Below are 17,312 nucleotides of genomic sequence, written 5' to 3'. Positions count from 1 at the left end.
GAGAATTTCATCAATATTTAAGCCAATTTCTCGTGGTTAAATAGGCAAAATTCACGGCGAAATTACGCTCCACAGGTAGTAATAATAGCTCGCAATGATTATAGTGTGCCCAACTCCATAGGTAATTTAAGAAAAGATGTTTCAAGATAACCCACTACTCGCTCAGCTTAAGCAGCAAATCCAAGAAAACCTGCCTAAAAAAGAAGGCTCAATAAAAGCCACAGATAAAGGCTTTGGCTTTTTGGAAGTGGACAGTAAGACTAGCTTCTTCATCCCGCCTGCGTACATGAAAAAGTGCATGCACGGTGACAAAGTCGTCGCCATTATCCGCACCGAAAATGAACGCGAAGTTGCAGAGCCACAAGAGCTGCTGGAACAAGCCGTGACTCGCTTTATTGGTCGAGTAAAAATGTTCAAAGGCAAGCTCAACGTAGCACCTGATCACCCACAGCTTAAAAAACTGTCTCTTAAAGCGAAACTAAAGAAAGGTCTTAAACCTGACGAGTTCGCCGAAGGTGATTGGGTTGTCGCACATCTTATTCGCCACCCTCTAAAAGGCGATAACTCTTTCTTCGTAGAAATTTCTGAAAAAATCACTGACGCGAATGATAAAATTGCGCCTTGGTGGGTAACGCTTGCTCAAAACGATCTACCAAACTCTGAGCCAGCAGGCATCGATAACTGGGAACTGAAAGACGACGCGGAGCTAGAACGCGTAGACATGACTCATGTTCCATTCGTCACTATCGACGGTGAATCGACTAAAGATATGGACGATGCGCTGTACGCGAAGAAAACCGTATCTGGCGATTTCGAACTCACCATCGCTATTGCGGACCCAACCGCCTACATCACACCTGAAGATGAAATGGATAAAGTAGCACGTGAGCGTGGCTATACTATTTATCTTCCAGGCCGCAACATCCCGATGTTACCTCGTGATTTAGCGGACAACCTGTGCTCTCTGATTGAAGGTGAAACCCGCCCTGCTATTTGCTGTACCGTAACGGTAAGTAAAGATGGTGTGATTGGCGACGATACTAAATTCTTCGCAGCAAACATCAAATCACATGCACGCCTAGCATACGATCACGTGTCTGATTGGTTAGAAAACGGCAGCTCTGAAGCATGGACGCCATCTGAAGAGATCGCGACCATCGTTCGTGATCTTTATGAGTTCTCTCTTGCTCGCGCTGAATGGCGTGAGAAAAACGCAGTGGTCTTCCCTGATCGTCCTGACTACCGTTTTGAGCTCAGTGAAGATAACGATGTAATCGCTATCCACGCAGACATGCGCCGCAGTGCAAACCGTCTTGTTGAAGAATCCATGATTACCGCAAACATCTGTGCAGGTCGTACATTACGCGATAAATTTGAAACAGGTGTCTTCAATACGCATGCAGGTATCAAGAACGAGAAGATTGAAGAAGTGGTTCAACTTGTCAATCCAGAAGGCCAGTTGGAGTTCACAGCGGAGTCTATTGCTACGCTAGAAGGCTTTGCTGCGTTGCGCCGCTGGTTGGCTGCTCAAGAAACGTCTTATCTAGATAACCGCATTCGTAAGTTCCAAGCATACAGTGAGGTGGGTAATCAGCCTCTGCCTCATTACGCAATGGGTTTAGACATCTATGCAACTTGGACATCACCAATTCGTAAATACGGTGATATGATCAACCACCGTATGTTGAAGGCCGTCATCCTTGGTAAAGAACCCGTACAAAAACCAGATGACCAAGTAGGCGAAGAGCTAGCTCTACATCGTAAACATCATAAAATCGCTGAGCGAAATGTCTCAGATTGGCTATATGCACGCACGCTTGCTGATGAGCCGAGCAAGAAAACTTGTTTCACAGGTGAGATTTTCGATATTAATCGTGCAGGCGCACGTGTCCGACTTCTCGAAAATGGCGCAGCAGCCTTTATTCCTGGTGCACTAATTCTTGATAATAAAGAAAGAATTGAGTGCAATGGCGACAACGGTACCATCTCTATCGATAAAGAGGTCGTATACAAACTTGGGGATACATTGGAAATTGTCCTTACGGACGTAAACCAAGAAAACCGCAGTTTAGTTGCAAAGCCAACCCAGGTATTCGCTGAACAACCAGCAGCACAAACAGAACAGACTGTAAGTGAATAATACCGAATGAAGTTAAAAGGCGCTCTATTGAGCGCCTTTTTTATTTGTTATGTAAAACGATAAGAACTAGTATGCCGAACATTGAGATCATTCGCTTTAATCACTTCACTGCGCGCAAAAGTGAGCGTTACACTGCAACACATAATGGGTTATATATTGTTGAAGAAGGTGCCCTATTAGTTCATCAACCTAATGGTGAGCAATTTGAACTTAAAGCCGGAGATTTCACACTCTATAACTCCGCAGATCTGAGCAGTGCAGAAGCCGTCTCTAGTGACGGAGGCTTTAAAGCACTGGCTTTAGTCTTCAATCCAAATATATTCTGTGACTTTAAGAAAGCGCACCCGATGCTACGTTCCAAAACGGAAGAAAGGCGCTTCTATCCTTTTTCAACGCAATCCAGTGGCGAAGTAGCACAATTGAAGGACATGTTGGTTAAGTTAGCGAGTCGCAACGCTCCAGACTACACACAAAGCCATATCGCAATGGCATTGCTGTCGTTGATGGTTGAGGTAGAGCCAAACATCCTATCTATCATAGATGACGCAAGTAGCCTGAGCGACTCTCAAAAAGCCATTAAGTACATTGAGGGTAATATTGAAAAAGACATCACGCTAGAAGGCTTAGCGGCTCATATGAGCATGTCCATCGCAACCTTAAAACGTCGCCTCGCCGCAGATGATCTTTCGTTTTCTCAGATATTAAAGGTGAAACGGATAAACTTCGCAGCAACCCAACTGCGCAAGTCAGAAAAATCAATAACAGAAATAGCGTTTGAGTCTGGTTTTAAAAGTGCAGCGCATTTCAGTACAGCATTTAAATCCGTTTACAACATGACCCCCAAAGACTTTAGAAACCAAGTCGTTAGGCCTAAAGTATAAATCATGTCGGCATTCGCATCCGTTGGGCTCGCCCTATTCCCAAAAACACGCTTGAGGATCGCGCTCCAATTCGTTGAGTAAGTCCTCAAGCATTCGGCTAAATGGAAGTGGCTTATAAGGCACCCACCTTAACAGCTCGTTGTGATATGTGGGAACATAGAAATACCAAAGTTGGTTGTCCTCATCAAACATGATCTTCGCGACGGGAGAAGTATACTCGCTATGCTGGGAGTCGAGGAGAAAATGCGCCCGATGAAGCTCAACGCCATTTTCTACTAGCTCATAGAGGCACTTGCCCTGTTCAACAGGCAAGTTAGCATTACGCGCAGAGCAGAGCGATTGAACTGATTTGTATAAACGACTTGTCGCCATTTGGGACACTGACATCAACGTTCTCCCGATGGATGATAGTTAGAGCAGTCGATCCTAGTATATAACCTTTACATCATCACCGATGGTAGTTATCTACCTAACTCAAGTATAAGATAGCTATATTATCATTTGCCCAGATTATCATCTCAATCCACTTGGAAACGCTAGCTCCATCACCTCTTGACTAGAAACAATTCCCCTGTTTAGCGCTAACAGTTCACAAAAGTGTAACCTGAACGCAATATCATAAACTCTGCTTTATCCCGTATATGGAGTTTAATATGTTACGTTTTACTGTGGCGACGTTATTGGCCATAGCAGTCTCCCTCCCTACCATTGCAAAAGAAATCAACATCTCAGGTTCAACGTCGGTTGCTCGTGTGATGGATGTACTTGCTGAGGAATACAACAAAACACACCCAGACGATTACGTTGCTGTTCAGGGCATTGGTTCGAGTGCTGGTATCACCATGGTCAATAAAGGAGTAGCCGAAATAGGCATGAGCTCTCGATATCTGACTGAAAGCGAAAAAGGTGAAGATCTCAATGTATACCCTATCGCTTATGATGGCCTCGCTGTTGTTGTAAACCGTACCAACTCTGTAGAAAACCTTTCTCAGCAACAGCTGTTTGATATTTACAAAGGTAAGATTAAGAATTGGAAAGAGGTCGGGGGCGCAGATCAGCCTATCGCGGTGGTTACTAGAGAAGCGTCTTCAGGTTCACGTTACAGCTTCGAAAGCTTGCTGGGACTGACCAAAATCGTTAATGATCGCCTTGTCTCGGATATCAGCCCAAACAACTTGGTTGTAAACAGCAACAGCATGGTAAAAACCATTGTTAACCATAACACTCGCGCCATTGGTTTTATCTCTGTAGGGTCAGTAGATCGCTCGATCAAGGCGATTCAGTTAGATGGTATTGACCCAACCTCGACAAACATTAGCAATCATAAGTACAAGTTGGCGCGACCATTCCTAGTGCTATACAAAGTAGATAAGATTAGCGATGCAGGTAAAGGTTTTATCGCTTTCCTTCGTTCAGAGCAGGGACAAAAAGCGATTGCAGATTACGGTTATACGCCAGTAAAAAACTTTAATCAGTAAAAATAAAAAAGAGAGCACCTTGATGCTCTCTTTTCCTATGTAGTGTTCTATCCGGTTTCGGAATTAGAAATGCAGTTGAATTACAGAGACCACAACCGCACCAGGTCGACGAATACCTTCAATTTCCACTTTAATTTCGCGCTCAATCTCCAAACCTTTTTTGATTGGCGTTACTTTTGTTAACGTGCTGACTGCACGAACATTATTGCCTGCTTTGACAGGATAAGGGAAACGAACTTGGTTTAAACCCAAGTTAACTACCATTTTAGCTGTTGGGAACATTGGCTTTTCTGGATCAACTGAATCCGTCAGTTTAGGCAGCAATGCTAATGTTAAAAAGCCATGAGCGATAGTTGTCTTAAATGGAGATTCAGTTGAAGCACGCTCTGGATCAGTATGAATCCACTGCATGTCTTCCGTTACCGCACCAAATTGGTTAATACGTTCTTGAGACACATGAACCCATCCACCAGTGTGAATAACTTCGCCAATTTTTTCACTTAACTCGTCATAAAGCTTTTGAGCCTCAGGTGCCATTACGATCGGTGCAGGTTGAGGTGCAACTTCTTCGTTGACGGCTGGCTGCTGGTGATCACGAACTTTTGAGAAAAGAAAGCTATTTTGAGCTTTCCCCAAAAAGTCACTCCAATAATCGCGTAACGTTGGAGACATCCAATTCATAAACTCGGATTGATGAGCAGAAATCGCATCAACTTTGTCTTTAAATAGATTTGTGACCTTCATAAACACCCTTAAGAATTCTAAGCACAACTGGCTATACCAGCTAATTTTGAATTAGTTCACAAAGTCTTGCAAATACTTTCGGGCGAACACATGTACCCTAAAAGCATGTTATGTCTTATATATCAGCAAGATAACAATAAAACACCATTTTATTGACGTGCGCCAATATAAAGTAAAAACTCTATAAATTGGTACTTTTTGTCCCTTTTTCACTCCGTTTTCAAACTGTCCAACATCACATCAGTGATCATAAAACAAGCAAACAGTACTTCTATTATAATTCAGCACTTTACAAGTCGGACTATGCTCCTTATTATACCGCCCACAACGGAGAGATGGCTGAGTGGTTGAAAGCACCGGTCTTGAAAACCGGCATACGTTAATAGCGTATCTAGGGTTCAAATCCCTATCTCTCCGCCACTTATTTAGAGAGCTCGCATTTATTGCGAGCTTTCGTCGTTTTAGCTCTTAAAAAACGGGATTTAGAAATCCTCGCTCGTAAACGAATCCAGCACTTCACTATATTCCAGTTAAAAGCCCGCTAATTTTTAGCAGGCTTTTAACTTCGATTTTCTAAATTTTAAGCAAACTTCTTAATCATTTCAGACAGGTCATTGGTGCAATTTTGCACTTTGGTGTTCATATGATTCGTTTCAGTCATCAGTTCATACGATTCACTGTACTTTAAATTAAGCGACTGGATGTTTTCATTTATTTCATCCGTTACATAAACCTGCTCTTCTATCGCGACCGCAATTTGTTGGTTTCGTTCGACGACGTCCTGAACAAGGGATTCCAGTTGTTGAATGCTATCCAAAGCAGTACCTAACAATGTTACCGTTCCGGTCGACATTTCGTTACCTTTCTCTAACGCAGAAACCGCTGATTTGCTCCCATTTTGAATCCCTTCAATGGCCGATTTAATCTCTGTTGTCGATTCCTGAGTTCTTTTAGCTAAGGTTCTCACTTCATCTGCTACAACGGCAAACCCTCTGCCTTGTTCGCCTGCCCTTGCGGCTTCAATTGCAGCGTTCAACGCTAATAAATTAGTTTGTTCGGCAATACCATTGATGACTTCAACAACGGTTCCAATTTGCTCGGTTTGTTGGTTCAAACGTATGACCACTTTAGATATTTCGCCGAGCTCACCCACCAACTCTAAAACCGATTGGTTAACATTATCGATAACGCTACGGCTGTCTATCATCGTATTTTGCGCTTCTAACGTAGCCTCGGCGGTCGCTTGAGCATTATTTGATATCTCAGATGAAGAGGCTTGCATCTCGTTGACCGCTGTTGCGACCGAGTCAATCTCCACTTTCTGTGCGCTTAAGTTCTCCGTCACTTGCTGGCTATTTGTCGCAGCACTGTTAGCACTTGCGCGCGTTTCTTCGCAAGAGTCTTTTACAGACACGCCAACGCGCCCCAATAGCGCATTTGCAAATTGCTTACGCATCTTCATACCCAGCTCAATCTCAGCCAGATCGTTGATTCTTCCGCAATAAATATATTCCATGAGTGGATTGTTGAAGTCTTGCCTAGCCTGTTTAGCGAGCTTCTCAACTGGTCTGGTTAATACATAAATAGAGAAAACGGAAAGTAACGCAACAACGCCAAACGCTATCATTGGTGATTGATTCATTTGTAGAGTGAGTAAGCCAAGAAGGTTTGAAATTAAAAGGAAGAAGGCCGATCTCATCCACAAACGTGTACGAGGAAGATACATTTTCCACGGCTTACGATTATTTCGAAGCTTCGAATACGCTTTTTCCGCTCGCTGGATGTGTATACGCTCAGGTTTAAATCTCACTGATTGGTATTCCACAACTTCACCATTAGATTTTATAGGAGAAGCAAACGCGTCAACCCAATAATAGCCGCCGTTTTTACGTCGATTTTTGACCATTCCCATCCAGTGTTTGCCAGTTTTCAGGTGAGTCCATAAATCTTTAAAAGCCTGTTTTGGCATATCAGGATGACGCACAACATTGTGGGGTTTACCGATAAGCTCCCCTTCATCAAACCCCGCTACTTCATTAAAGTTTTCACTGGCATATTTGATGTAACTGGAGGTATCGGTAATGGAGACTAGGCTGTAACTCGAAGGGTAATCGTATTCCGTTTCACTCATAAACATGTGTCCTTACATTGATTAATTAACAAACGTCAAATATGAATTTATCAGCATAACATTCACATGCATAATGATAGGTTGATTCAAAAATAAAACAAAATTATTGACAAGCTTACTTGTTACTTAATGACTCTAGTCGCATTTTTATCCTCTAATACAAGGCTTCGTTAATATGTACAAGACTGAGCACTGTTCAAAATTAATACACAAAAGCGCTTCCGTACTGAGTTCGTAAATTGTTATAAGTAATCCACTAAAGCGAAAACAAGGAAGACAAACACAATGACTATTCACTTTCGTCAGCTTGCAGCTAAGAGAAACACGACACACTTGTTTATTGACGATTGGAAAATTAACACTCAACAGTCTTGGGGGATATTCAGCGCAGATGGAGATATTGGCTCTCTGCTTGGAGACCTTATTTGTGATGAAATGTCACCAGATAGTGGGGAAATTGAGCTAAATGGGCTGTCCGTTGCGCAAGTGTCGTTATCAGAGCAACAGCGATTACTGGAAAGAGAATTAGAAAAAGATGATACGGATTTTCTTGATCGTATCGACCAAGGAAGCACTGTTTATTCATTAATCCTAGAACAAAGCCAAGACACTAACTTAACTGAACAGCTAGTTAATGATCTCGACCTAAGTCATCTTAGAGATAGTGGCTTCCGTGTTCTCTCTACCGGAGAAACCAGAAGAGTAATGCTCGCCCGAGCTTTAGCCACACAACCTGACTTAGTATTACTCGATAATCCATTTACTGGCTTAGATATTGCGCACCGAGCTGCTCTCGCTCGCTATTTACACTCGCTTTCTCAAAATGTGCAACTACTCATAACCTTCTCTCGCGAATCTGACATGCCTGAGTGGATCAATAGCATCGCGCTTTTCAGTGCAGGAAAGCTTGATAGTACAATGGATAAGTCCAGTTGGGATAATCATCCAATCATTGGACAAATTAAATCTCAGTCAAAGCAACAGAGTGAAGAAATGATGAGCTTGATACGTCAGCATCAGCACTCGACGCCATTCAACAACCCAATATTTGAACTAAAGAATGGGGCTGTCGAATACACCGATAAGAAGATTTTTACTGACTTGAACTGGTGCATAGACAAGGGCCAACATTGGCAGGTCAAAGGTCCAAATGGTTGTGGAAAGAGTACCTTACTTGGATTGATCTTTGGCGATCATCCGCAATGCTACAGCAATGACATTGATATTTTTGGTAAAAAGCGTGGTACTGGCGAGACAATCTGGGAAATTAAGCAGCATATCGGTATGGTGTCTTCAGCGCTACACCTCCAATATCGAGTCAATTGCAGCGCATTAGAAGTCATTTTGTCAGGATTTTACGATTCGATTGGGTTGTATAACCAGCCAACTCGCAAAGAAATGGATATTGCAAACGAGTGGCTCGATATCTTACATATGAGCCAGTACAAAAAGAACTCATTTAAGCAATTAGAGTACGGTCAGCAGCGACTGTTACTGATTGCAAGAGCCATCGTGAAACAACCCACATTATTGATTTTGGACGAGCCGTATCAAGGGTTAGATTTTTTGGGTAGACGGTTAGTTAAGAACACACTTGAACTCATCGCTAGAGAGAATTTAAGCCAACTATTGTATGTGTCTCACTACCAAGAAGACCGCTTAGATAGCATCAAAAATGAGTTAGAGTTTGTGTTTGATGAAAATGCTCAGTGTTATAGAGCTAACGTCTACCAATCATAATGACTTCGCTGCGCAAGCTGCTCATAAGGTAATGGTTTGGAGTACAGGTATCCCTGATGATATCTCACTCCCATCTGCTTTAAGTGTTCAGCTTGCGCTATGGTTTCCACGCCTTCAGCGATCAATTGTACTTGTAATTCTTCCGCGAAATGAACCATCGCTTTTAAGACAGAAGCACTAAGGCTAGGAATACCAATGGTTTCGACAAAGCACTTATCGATTTTTAAGTAATCTATTCGCATGTGCTGTAGAAATGCTAACGAGGTTTGGCCAGTTCCAAAATCATCGATCAGCACATCAATACCATGCACTCGCAGCGCTGCAATGCATTTTCTCGCCTCTGAATCAATGAGCTGACGCTCCGTTATCTCTACCCCTAATGAGACTTTGTTTCGGCTCAACTGTCTGTCGAGCAATTGAATTTTTCTGATCGCGTTTGGTCCGACTAAATAACCAGGCGGCACGTTAATACCAAGGTGGACAGGCTGATCAAAGCCTAATTTACTGAAGTCCTCTGCCGCTTTATCCAGAACGAAATCAGTAAGTAAAAAAACCAATCCACTTTGCTCTGCCGCAGGGACAAACTCATCCGGAGAAATGAACCCCTTACTTTGATGCTCCCATCGCACAAGCGCTTCAAACCCGAATAACTGGCCGGTATCAACGTTAACTTGCGGTTGGTAATACAGGGTCAACTCTCCTCTTTTTATCGCTCTTTTAAGATCCAGTATCAAATTGCGATGGGGATCAATAAACTTATTCAACGCATACAAGCAAAGGTAGATAACGAAAATAATTGGAATTGAGTACAAAAAATAGGAAAGTGTTCTCTGTTTGACGAAAAGATCGCTGGCTTCGCTCAAAGCTTCATACTCAAACATTTGCGACGATTTGATACCGATAGGATTACTTCCCGCTCTTAATGCACCTTCAGGTGAAACTTGATCATGGATAAACAGCGCAGAGCGTTTTAGGCGTAAATCGTTGTTAAACCCTATTGTCGCATTAAAGTAGTCATGATCGATAATCGTTACGGCTTGATAACCGCGCTCTCCTTCCGTTACCACAAGCAAGAACTGATCGTACAAACTATCTACACTACCAAACGCTAGCGTTTGTCCCTTAGGAAAGGTGATGTGCTCAGCTAACGGTTTAGAAATACTTCCCAATTTCGAAGAACAAGTAATGACTCCCTCTTTCACAATGAGCATTTCTTCAATATCTCGTTCAAACATTAAGCTTTGCTGGAGCTCTTCACATCGTTCAGGGTGTAGCAGCGCCGTGCGGTTTTCTGTCTCTATTTGGAATAAAATTTCATCTGCAATTTGCACATTTTTTTCTAATAAATGATTGAGGTTGTTTTGCACGCTTTCACGAGCTAAATACAAAACCTCTCCAATAACCAAAGGAATAGGCAGAAGAAAAATGATGGCTTTTTTAAAAATCGCCTTATTCAGCATATAAAAGTAACCTTTTATAAAACCGATTTACTGAGATGGTACCTCGATTCCGATACCCGCTAGCAACTCACGTTTTTTAACATTGTTTGTTTGGATTAACTCAGTATGCGAAACGCTGAGTAATACCGCAAACTAAACAATGTCTTAATCACTCCTGTTCCAATTAAGTATCAAGCGACTCAAACCTGAGACTTTAATTCGACACCATGTTATGTCTATCGGTACTTGCGAAAGTCTTTACCGGTCTATTTCTCATCATGTAAGAATTACCCATTAAAATTATTTTTCTTTTCTCAGTGATTAAGAATTATATTTGTCGTAACTCCTACAACACGTTACAACACTCTCATGACGACAAACAAAGCTAATGCTAACCAGGTAAACGAAAAATCACTGCAGTTGTTAATGCAAGTTGCAGTTAGTCCGTTCCCAGTTTCTGCGAAAACGCTAAGCGAGCAATTGAACGTTCCTTTAAGCAGCCTTTACCGACACTTAAAACTGCTTAAAGAATGGAACTTGATCGAAGAAAGCGTTCACGACAAGACATTTGTCGTTGGTCCGGCGGCATTATTACTCATGCACAGCTATGAGACCGCGCAACATGGGCTCGACATGGTCGAAACCATACTGGCTAGGTTGGTACAACAAACCGGGGAAATGGCCGCTTATATGGTACCAGCTGGTTATCGTGCGCTTTGTGTCAGACAGAAAGAAAGTATGCAGGCGCTGCGTTGCAGCTTCGTCCAGGGTCAAAGTCAACCTCTGCTGCGCGGTGCCTCATCTAAAGTGATGATCGCTTTTATGCCTCAAAGTCGATGCGAGAAAATCTTGAGATATTTTAATCAAGATCACCGACGCGACGAGTGGGAAAAAGAGCTCACAACCATCCGTAAACACGGATATGCCGTCAGTACTTCTGAGATTGACCCTGGTGTTTCAGGTATTAGCGCACCGGTAATGAAAGGAAGCAAACTGATTGGCGCAGTCTCGGTGATGGCTCCGGCCCACCGAGTCGAAAAGGATAAGCAGCGCATTATTTTACATGTACTGCAAGCGGCAAGGGCACTACCACCAGAAAGGTAATTCATCATGTTAAGCTTTTTCAAACGCTATAAACTCCATCACACAGTGAAACAGCCGCAACATTACCCTTTTTCTTTTATGACAGTGTGTGAGTATTTGCCACCCATGTCTAAGGGCGCGTTTGAATTAGCTGATCAAAGTTTGGAAAATGCTAGTGATTGGCTTTACCAACAACATGATCATGAAACCGCTGAGAACTATGGGCACTTCAACCACGACAAACTGGAGAATGGCGAGTTTCAGGAAGCGTTAAGCCTTTCGCTTTCTCGCCACTCAATTCCTGTTTTAGTAACTAACTGTACCGAGGCAATCTTGTCCATGTTACCTGTGGTCGTGTCCTATCGAGACGAAGTGGGTGTGGTAAATATTGGACATTACATGAACTTGAAACCAACACTTGAACCACGTTTAGGCTCGGCATTCCATTTTGCTCTTTCTCGCTATCAAAACGTACGATTGTTTTTTGCTGGCGTCAGTGAGCAAGAGACGAAGCAGGAAACGTGGGAATACGCGGAAGATCAAGGTTGTGATTGGGTGACCGAGAAAGAGTTTTCTTTTCGTCATCGCAATAACGTCAAGCAACAGATCGGCAATTACCTCGACCACTGCGACCAAATAATCATTAGTATCGACCTTGGATCTCTAAAAACCAAAAACAGCCTTGATGGCGCGTCAGAAATTGATATCCAAATGGTTCTACGCACGATTAGGCAATGTTTGGTTGCAGGTAAAGTGAGAGCAATTCAGCTCGTTGGCGATCGAGATTGCCTGGTGTATTCGAGACAAACGAAAGCCATACTAGAAGAGTTATATCAGATGGCTCCACTCATCGTTCACGCTGCCTAGCGTTATAAACGTTCAGAATCAGGATCGCGTCCTTCCTGATTCTGAACCAACATGCTTACTTATTATCCTTAACTAACAAATAGTTACACATATAAATCGACACACATCACACTTGCCTCTTGAACTAACCTGACACTTACGTTGTAATGAGGCCGCTAAACTTTGGTATGACATACGAAATAAAAACCAACCAAAGTTCAATAACTAAGCGGCTTCAAAACAAAAAGTACCGCAGCTATTCCAATTTCAGTGAGCATTTGCTCACGCTCGCTTGATGCCATCTTGTTCCACTCATTAGGACATTTGATGATGCGTCTTTGCAGTATTTTCACTGCGGTTCTTTTTTTACCGCTAACCTCACACGCCACCACTTATGACGTAAAAGATCTATCTGAGTTAGCTCAACTTTGCTCACACAAGAGTTTTAGTATCGAAAGCGATGGTACGACTTATCACTGTACAGGGAAACTAGTCCTACCCGCTGGTGATAAAATTGTCTCCTCATTACCGGAAAAAGAGATAACGTTAAAAGCAGATTATGGCATTGTGTTAGAGGGGAATAATACGATTGGTGAACCCAATAAGCGTATCTCTCTCCACGCCCTCGCTACCGGATTAACGGTTAACAATGAGAAAGCTTCAAACCTCGACGATTACCAAAACAAGCACACTGTTATCTATGGTGATCTTCTATCGGCTTATCCAACAAAGCTGCATAACGTTCTCATAGACGGGAATATTAAGCTAACAGGTTCGACACTTCACATTGATGGAACGTACAACACCATTATTGGTGATATTTCGACACACAGCACGACCAATGTATTTAATACAAACATCTGTGGTAAGGTCGAATCACAAGGCGAAACACTACACCTAAAAACAAACCATCCTTTACAAGACCATTTTGTCGTCGGTGATGTTTCTGCGCACAACTCTCTGATTATAAAAGATATGTCAATCTATGGTACGGCTGAATCTGTAGGATCGTCAGCTACATTAAGTGGCTCATTCTATAGTTCCACCGCAGCAATTAAATACTTCCAAACATTGAACGTCAACAACGCTCCAAATCAACCTAGTCAAGTTTGTGGTGAAATCCAACAAACGCCAGGAAGTGCACAAACGAAAGCACAAGACAACAAATACACGCAATACTGTGGATTGGGCGAGGCTGATTGTCACTACTCTTCCCAAGTCTGTCCAATCACCCCTCAAGATGTTCCGAATTGCAGCATGCAGCCTCCATCGGAGAACGACTTAAACCTCAGCGTCACACCATCGGACGACATGGCACTGATGTGCGGCGACGATCTTCCGCAATTTACAGCAACAACAACCAATAATGGAGAAATTGTAAGCGCAGAAGTCAGTGCTGTCCTATCACACCCTGACTTGTTCACTTTAGAGGTGGTTAAAGGTCAGCAAACATTAGGAGCCAACCAATTTATATCTGACGAGAATGGTGAACTTGTTGTTCGAGTGGTTCCGAACGATATTGATACCATCGCGTTAGGTACTAACTACACGCTGACTTTCACTATGGCAGAAGACACCAGCAAGCATCAAACGGTTAGCTTTATGTTTACGCCATTTATGTTTGAGGCCTACTCAAAGACGAAAAGCGCCACTTTAAATGAAATACGCGTTATTGCAGGTAAACCAGAAAACGTGCATACGCGATTGCTGGCTTGTGCCTCCACAGGCGAACCTGTAGTGGCAAGCAACTACAATGGTACTCCTAAGGTTTTTCATCCATTGGTTCAACCATTAGGAGGAAGTGAAGGAAGCTTTAGCTATTCAGCGGAATTTAAAGACGGCTTGTCTGAACATGGTCTTATCACGAACGAGTCCGGCATATTTGAAGTGACATTGTCCGATCATTTTGAATGTGAGGGATTTGAAGAGTGCCCTGAAGAAGGCAAAGTGGAAGTGAAAGGGACATTTAATGTGCACTCGCGACCATGGACACTCGCTATTTGTGACAACCAACGTGCTTTGCCTTCTGGCACCTCTAAACAGGGAGATGGGTTTATCGCTGCTGGAGAACTTTTCTCTCTAACAGTGAAACCTATCATTTGGCAACCTGACGGCTCTGTAAGTGGGTCTGTTGAATCAGCACGCTATTGTGATGCTTCTATCACCCGTAATTTTATGCTTGATGACGCTCCAGCAACATCGGTTGTCTTGTCGAGTGAACAACATACGCCATCAGAGACAACGAACCAAACCTCAAAATTGCTAAAAAGTAGTGACTCACTGGCTCAGGCGCATAATTCAGCCAAGAATGATCAATTCGTCTTTAATGGATTATATTGGGAAGAAGTCGGGAGCTTGAGAGTAAAAGCAAACCTAGAAAGTAAATATCTAGGTATGACTGTGAACGAAGGCTATCGTTACGTTGGTCGTTTTTACCCAAAATATTTTCAAGTGCAAGACCAAGAATGGCACTACCCACATGGCCAAACTTTTGCTTACATGAATCAACCTTTTGAGAAAGTCACTTACGACGTTGTCGCACTCAATGCGAATAAGGAAAACGTGAAGAATTACGTCCACTTTTCGTCTAACCTTCAACAACATTTCGATTTAGGCGAGCTAAGCTCATACTCCGATCGGTTTTTGCCACCTAAGCCTAAGAAGGTAGACTGGAAACTACTGGGTAGCGCGAGTGTTGGAACGTTTGTGATAGAGAAGCCCTCGACCAATGCGACTTGTAACAATAGCCCATGCTGGAAAAAGAACACGACAGATAAGCAATATCCTGATGGTCCATTCAATACCGAGACTAATAGTGATCTCAGCCAAATAGGTTTAGTCTCAGTAAAAGCCGTTGATGAGGTAAACTTCTTCGACGATAGCGAAGTGCTCACAAAACAACCAGACATTCGATTCGGTCGTTTGAACTTTCAAGATGTAGGTGGCAACCAAGGCATGGTGATCAAAGTGCCACTTGATGTGGAAATTTGGCAAAACGGTCGATTTACGACTAACTTCGATGACAGCTCAACAACGGCGAATGGTGAATATTACTTCAGCACGCCAATTTGGTCGCATGCGCCTGCAAACAACGCCCTGCTTTCTGGCGTTGGAACGATGAGTATTGGCAGGATAACCGATATCGTTGCAAGCCAAATTGACTCAGCGCGCGAGCAAATACAATTCCATCTAGATTTAGACAGCTCAGGCAATCGCATCCCTTGGCTGAAATACGATTGGGATAGCTCTACAAGTGAAGAGGAAAACCCACCCGTCATTGTTACGTTTGGTATTCACCGAGGAAACGATCGCATTATTTATCGTGGTGAACCCAATATGCTTGGCCTAAATTAACGCGAAACGGCAAACAAAAAGAGCCCCTCAATTGAGGGGCTCTTTTCATCACAAACTGATGTAATTTACTTTGCGCCACGACGCGCTTTCAGGCGCTTCACCATAGCAAGACGACGCTCTGCCGACCCTTGGTCTGTTGCCGACTGGTTCGGATTATTACGACGACCTTGACGATTCTTAAATGCTGGTTTTGAGTGCAGCTTTTCAATGTAAGATTCACGCTGTTTTGGTTCATAGCCTGCAAGCTCAATACGGCGAATGCGTTGCTGGATCAGATTTTCAACCTGAACCACCGTGAGCTCTTCATCTCGATTTACAAATGAAACAGCATGGCCTTGCTTACCTGCACGGCCTGTACGACCAATTCGGTGAACGTAATCTTCCGCTAAGAAAGGCATGTCATAGTTCACAACATGAGGTAAGTCTTCAATATCTAGACCTCGAGCAGCGACATCGGTAGCCACCATGACACGTGCTTTACCGGACTTAAACTCTTCTAGCGCACGACGACGAGCGCTTTGAGCACGGTCACCATGACAAACCACCGCTTTGATACCATCAAGTTTCAGCTCTTTTACCACTTCGTTTGCGGTCTCTTTGTAGTTCACAAATACCAACACTTGTTTCCAGTTCTTACGACCAATCAGCTCCGAAAGCAGTTCCGTTTTTCGCTCTTGATCAACTGGATATAACACGTGAGCAACTGTCTGTGCTGTCGTATTCGCTCGCTCAACTTCAATACGTTTAGGCTTACGCAGGATATCTTTTGCTAACAGATTTAGTTGGCTCGAAGTCGTTGCGGAAAACATCATAATTTGCGGATCAGTATCCACATCTAGCATGATCTTACGTACTGCGTGAATAAAGCCCATGTCCAAGATACGGTCTGCTTCATCAAACACTAAAAACTCTAAGTGTGCGACCGAGACATTACCTTGTTCAATGTGCTCTTCCAATCGACCAGGTGTAGCCACTAGGATATCTACACCGTTTTCTAATGCCGTTACTTGAGAAGACATTTTACGGCCACCGAAAATCGCAGCCACCGACAGGTTCGTGTACTTCGTGTAAGCTTTGATGTTATCAGCAATTTGTTCAGCAAGCTCACGAGTTGGAGCCAAGATAAGTGCGCGAGCAGTCTTACGAGAAGCGCTACGGTTACTGTCTAGCAACTGCTGAATCATAGGCAGAGAAAACGCAGCCGTTTTACCAGTACCTGTTTGTGCTGTAGCGAAAATATCATGGCCTTTGCGAGCCATTGGAATCGCCTTCTGTTGAATTGGCGTTAACTTTTCATAACCGCATTCTGCCAGTGCTTTAACCACTTCTGGCGCAAAACCTTGAGATGAAAATGACATTGAGCGTATTCCTTAAACAAACCACTAAAAATAGCTTTAAAAATTTAGCCGTGCACTATACCCGAATTTGAGTGATTTATCTCACTTTTCTCATTGAAATCCTACAAAAGAAAAAACG

Annotated in this window: 12 protein-coding genes and 1 tRNA gene; 8 read left to right on the top strand and 5 right to left on the bottom strand. The window is 43.1% G+C overall.

What is annotated here, in order from left to right:
• Window positions 1–136 precede the first annotated feature (136 nt).
• Together rnb and L3V37_RS07275 are read left to right on the top strand one after the other, a co-directional pair.
• Window positions 137–2,140, top strand: coding sequence for an exoribonuclease II (gene rnb, locus L3V37_RS07280; protein ID WP_237306079.1), 2,004 nt, complete (start codon window positions 137–139; stop codon window positions 2,138–2,140).
• 71 nt (window positions 2,141–2,211) lie between these two features.
• Window positions 2,212–3,021 (top strand): helix-turn-helix transcriptional regulator, encoded by an 810-nt coding sequence (locus L3V37_RS07275; protein WP_191115870.1) that lies wholly within the window; start codon window positions 2,212–2,214, stop codon window positions 3,019–3,021.
• 33 nt (window positions 3,022–3,054) lie between these two features.
• On the opposite strand, the gene L3V37_RS07270 is transcribed toward L3V37_RS07275, so the two are convergent.
• On the bottom strand, window positions 3,055–3,408 hold the full coding sequence (locus L3V37_RS07270) for a DUF3024 domain-containing protein (RefSeq protein ID WP_017635751.1): 354 nt from the start codon (window positions 3,406–3,408) through the stop codon (window positions 3,055–3,057).
• A 266-nt stretch (window positions 3,409–3,674) separates the two neighbouring features.
• Here L3V37_RS07270 and L3V37_RS07265 point away from each other — a divergent pair, with 266 nt between their 5' ends.
• Entirely contained in the window at window positions 3,675–4,499 is an 825-nt protein-coding gene (locus L3V37_RS07265) for a phosphate ABC transporter substrate-binding protein (RefSeq protein ID WP_017635752.1), read from the top strand.
• A 63-nt stretch (window positions 4,500–4,562) separates the two neighbouring features.
• Here the strand turns inward: L3V37_RS07265 and L3V37_RS07260 are convergent, their stop codons facing one another.
• Window positions 4,563–5,243 carry a MaoC family dehydratase gene (locus L3V37_RS07260; protein ID WP_237306078.1) on the bottom strand — a complete coding sequence of 227 codons (681 nt, stop codon included), beginning with the start codon at window positions 5,241–5,243 and terminating at the stop codon, window positions 4,563–4,565.
• Between the two features lie 329 nt (window positions 5,244–5,572).
• Between L3V37_RS07260 and L3V37_RS07255 the strand changes: the two genes are divergently transcribed.
• Window positions 5,573–5,663: transfer RNA gene (locus tag L3V37_RS07255), tRNA-Ser, on the top strand.
• A gap of 160 nt (window positions 5,664–5,823) precedes the next feature.
• On the opposite strand, the gene L3V37_RS07250 is transcribed toward L3V37_RS07255, so the two are convergent.
• Window positions 5,824–7,374 carry a PAS domain-containing methyl-accepting chemotaxis protein gene (locus L3V37_RS07250; protein WP_165401664.1) on the bottom strand — a complete coding sequence of 517 codons (1,551 nt, stop codon included), beginning with the start codon at window positions 7,372–7,374 and terminating at the stop codon, window positions 5,824–5,826.
• A gap of 285 nt (window positions 7,375–7,659) precedes the next feature.
• On the opposite strand from L3V37_RS07250, the gene modF reads away from it, so the two are divergent.
• Window positions 7,660–9,114, top strand: a complete 1,455-nt coding sequence (modF, locus tag L3V37_RS07245) for a molybdate ABC transporter ATP-binding protein ModF (RefSeq protein ID WP_130545535.1) — start codon at window positions 7,660–7,662, stop codon at window positions 9,112–9,114.
• On the opposite strand, the gene L3V37_RS07240 is transcribed toward modF, so the two are convergent.
• Window positions 9,102–10,574, bottom strand: a complete 1,473-nt coding sequence (locus tag L3V37_RS07240; RefSeq protein ID WP_054574374.1) for an EAL domain-containing protein — start codon at window positions 10,572–10,574, stop codon at window positions 9,102–9,104. The two genes, modF and L3V37_RS07240, sit on opposite strands and share 13 nt — an antisense overlap.
• Before the next feature lie 348 nt (window positions 10,575–10,922).
• On the opposite strand from L3V37_RS07240, the gene L3V37_RS07235 reads away from it, so the two are divergent.
• From L3V37_RS07235 to L3V37_RS07225, 3 genes are all read left to right on the top strand, one after another.
• Complete coding sequence (locus L3V37_RS07235) at window positions 10,923–11,657, top strand: IclR family transcriptional regulator (protein ID WP_237306077.1); 735 nt, start codon at window positions 10,923–10,925, stop codon at window positions 11,655–11,657.
• A gap of 6 nt (window positions 11,658–11,663) precedes the next feature.
• Entirely contained in the window at window positions 11,664–12,503 is an 840-nt protein-coding gene (locus tag L3V37_RS07230) for an arginase family protein (protein ID WP_237306076.1), read from the top strand.
• A gap of 306 nt (window positions 12,504–12,809) precedes the next feature.
• Window positions 12,810–15,836 carry a polymer-forming cytoskeletal protein gene (locus L3V37_RS07225; RefSeq protein WP_237306075.1) on the top strand — a complete coding sequence of 1,009 codons (3,027 nt, stop codon included), beginning with the start codon at window positions 12,810–12,812 and terminating at the stop codon, window positions 15,834–15,836.
• Between the two features lie 65 nt (window positions 15,837–15,901).
• Here the strand turns inward: L3V37_RS07225 and L3V37_RS07220 are convergent, their stop codons facing one another.
• Complete coding sequence (locus L3V37_RS07220; protein ID WP_005375652.1) at window positions 15,902–17,194, bottom strand: DEAD/DEAH box helicase; 1,293 nt, start codon at window positions 17,192–17,194, stop codon at window positions 15,902–15,904.
• Window positions 17,195–17,312: the final 118 nt, after the last annotated feature.

This window comes from Vibrio sp. D54, assembly GCF_021728075.1.
In the GTDB taxonomy this organism is placed as follows: Bacteria; Pseudomonadota; Gammaproteobacteria; order Enterobacterales; family Vibrionaceae; genus Vibrio; species Vibrio alginolyticus.
Note: the sequence above shows the minus strand (reverse complement) of the source record. Positions and strands in the feature narration are given on the sequence as shown.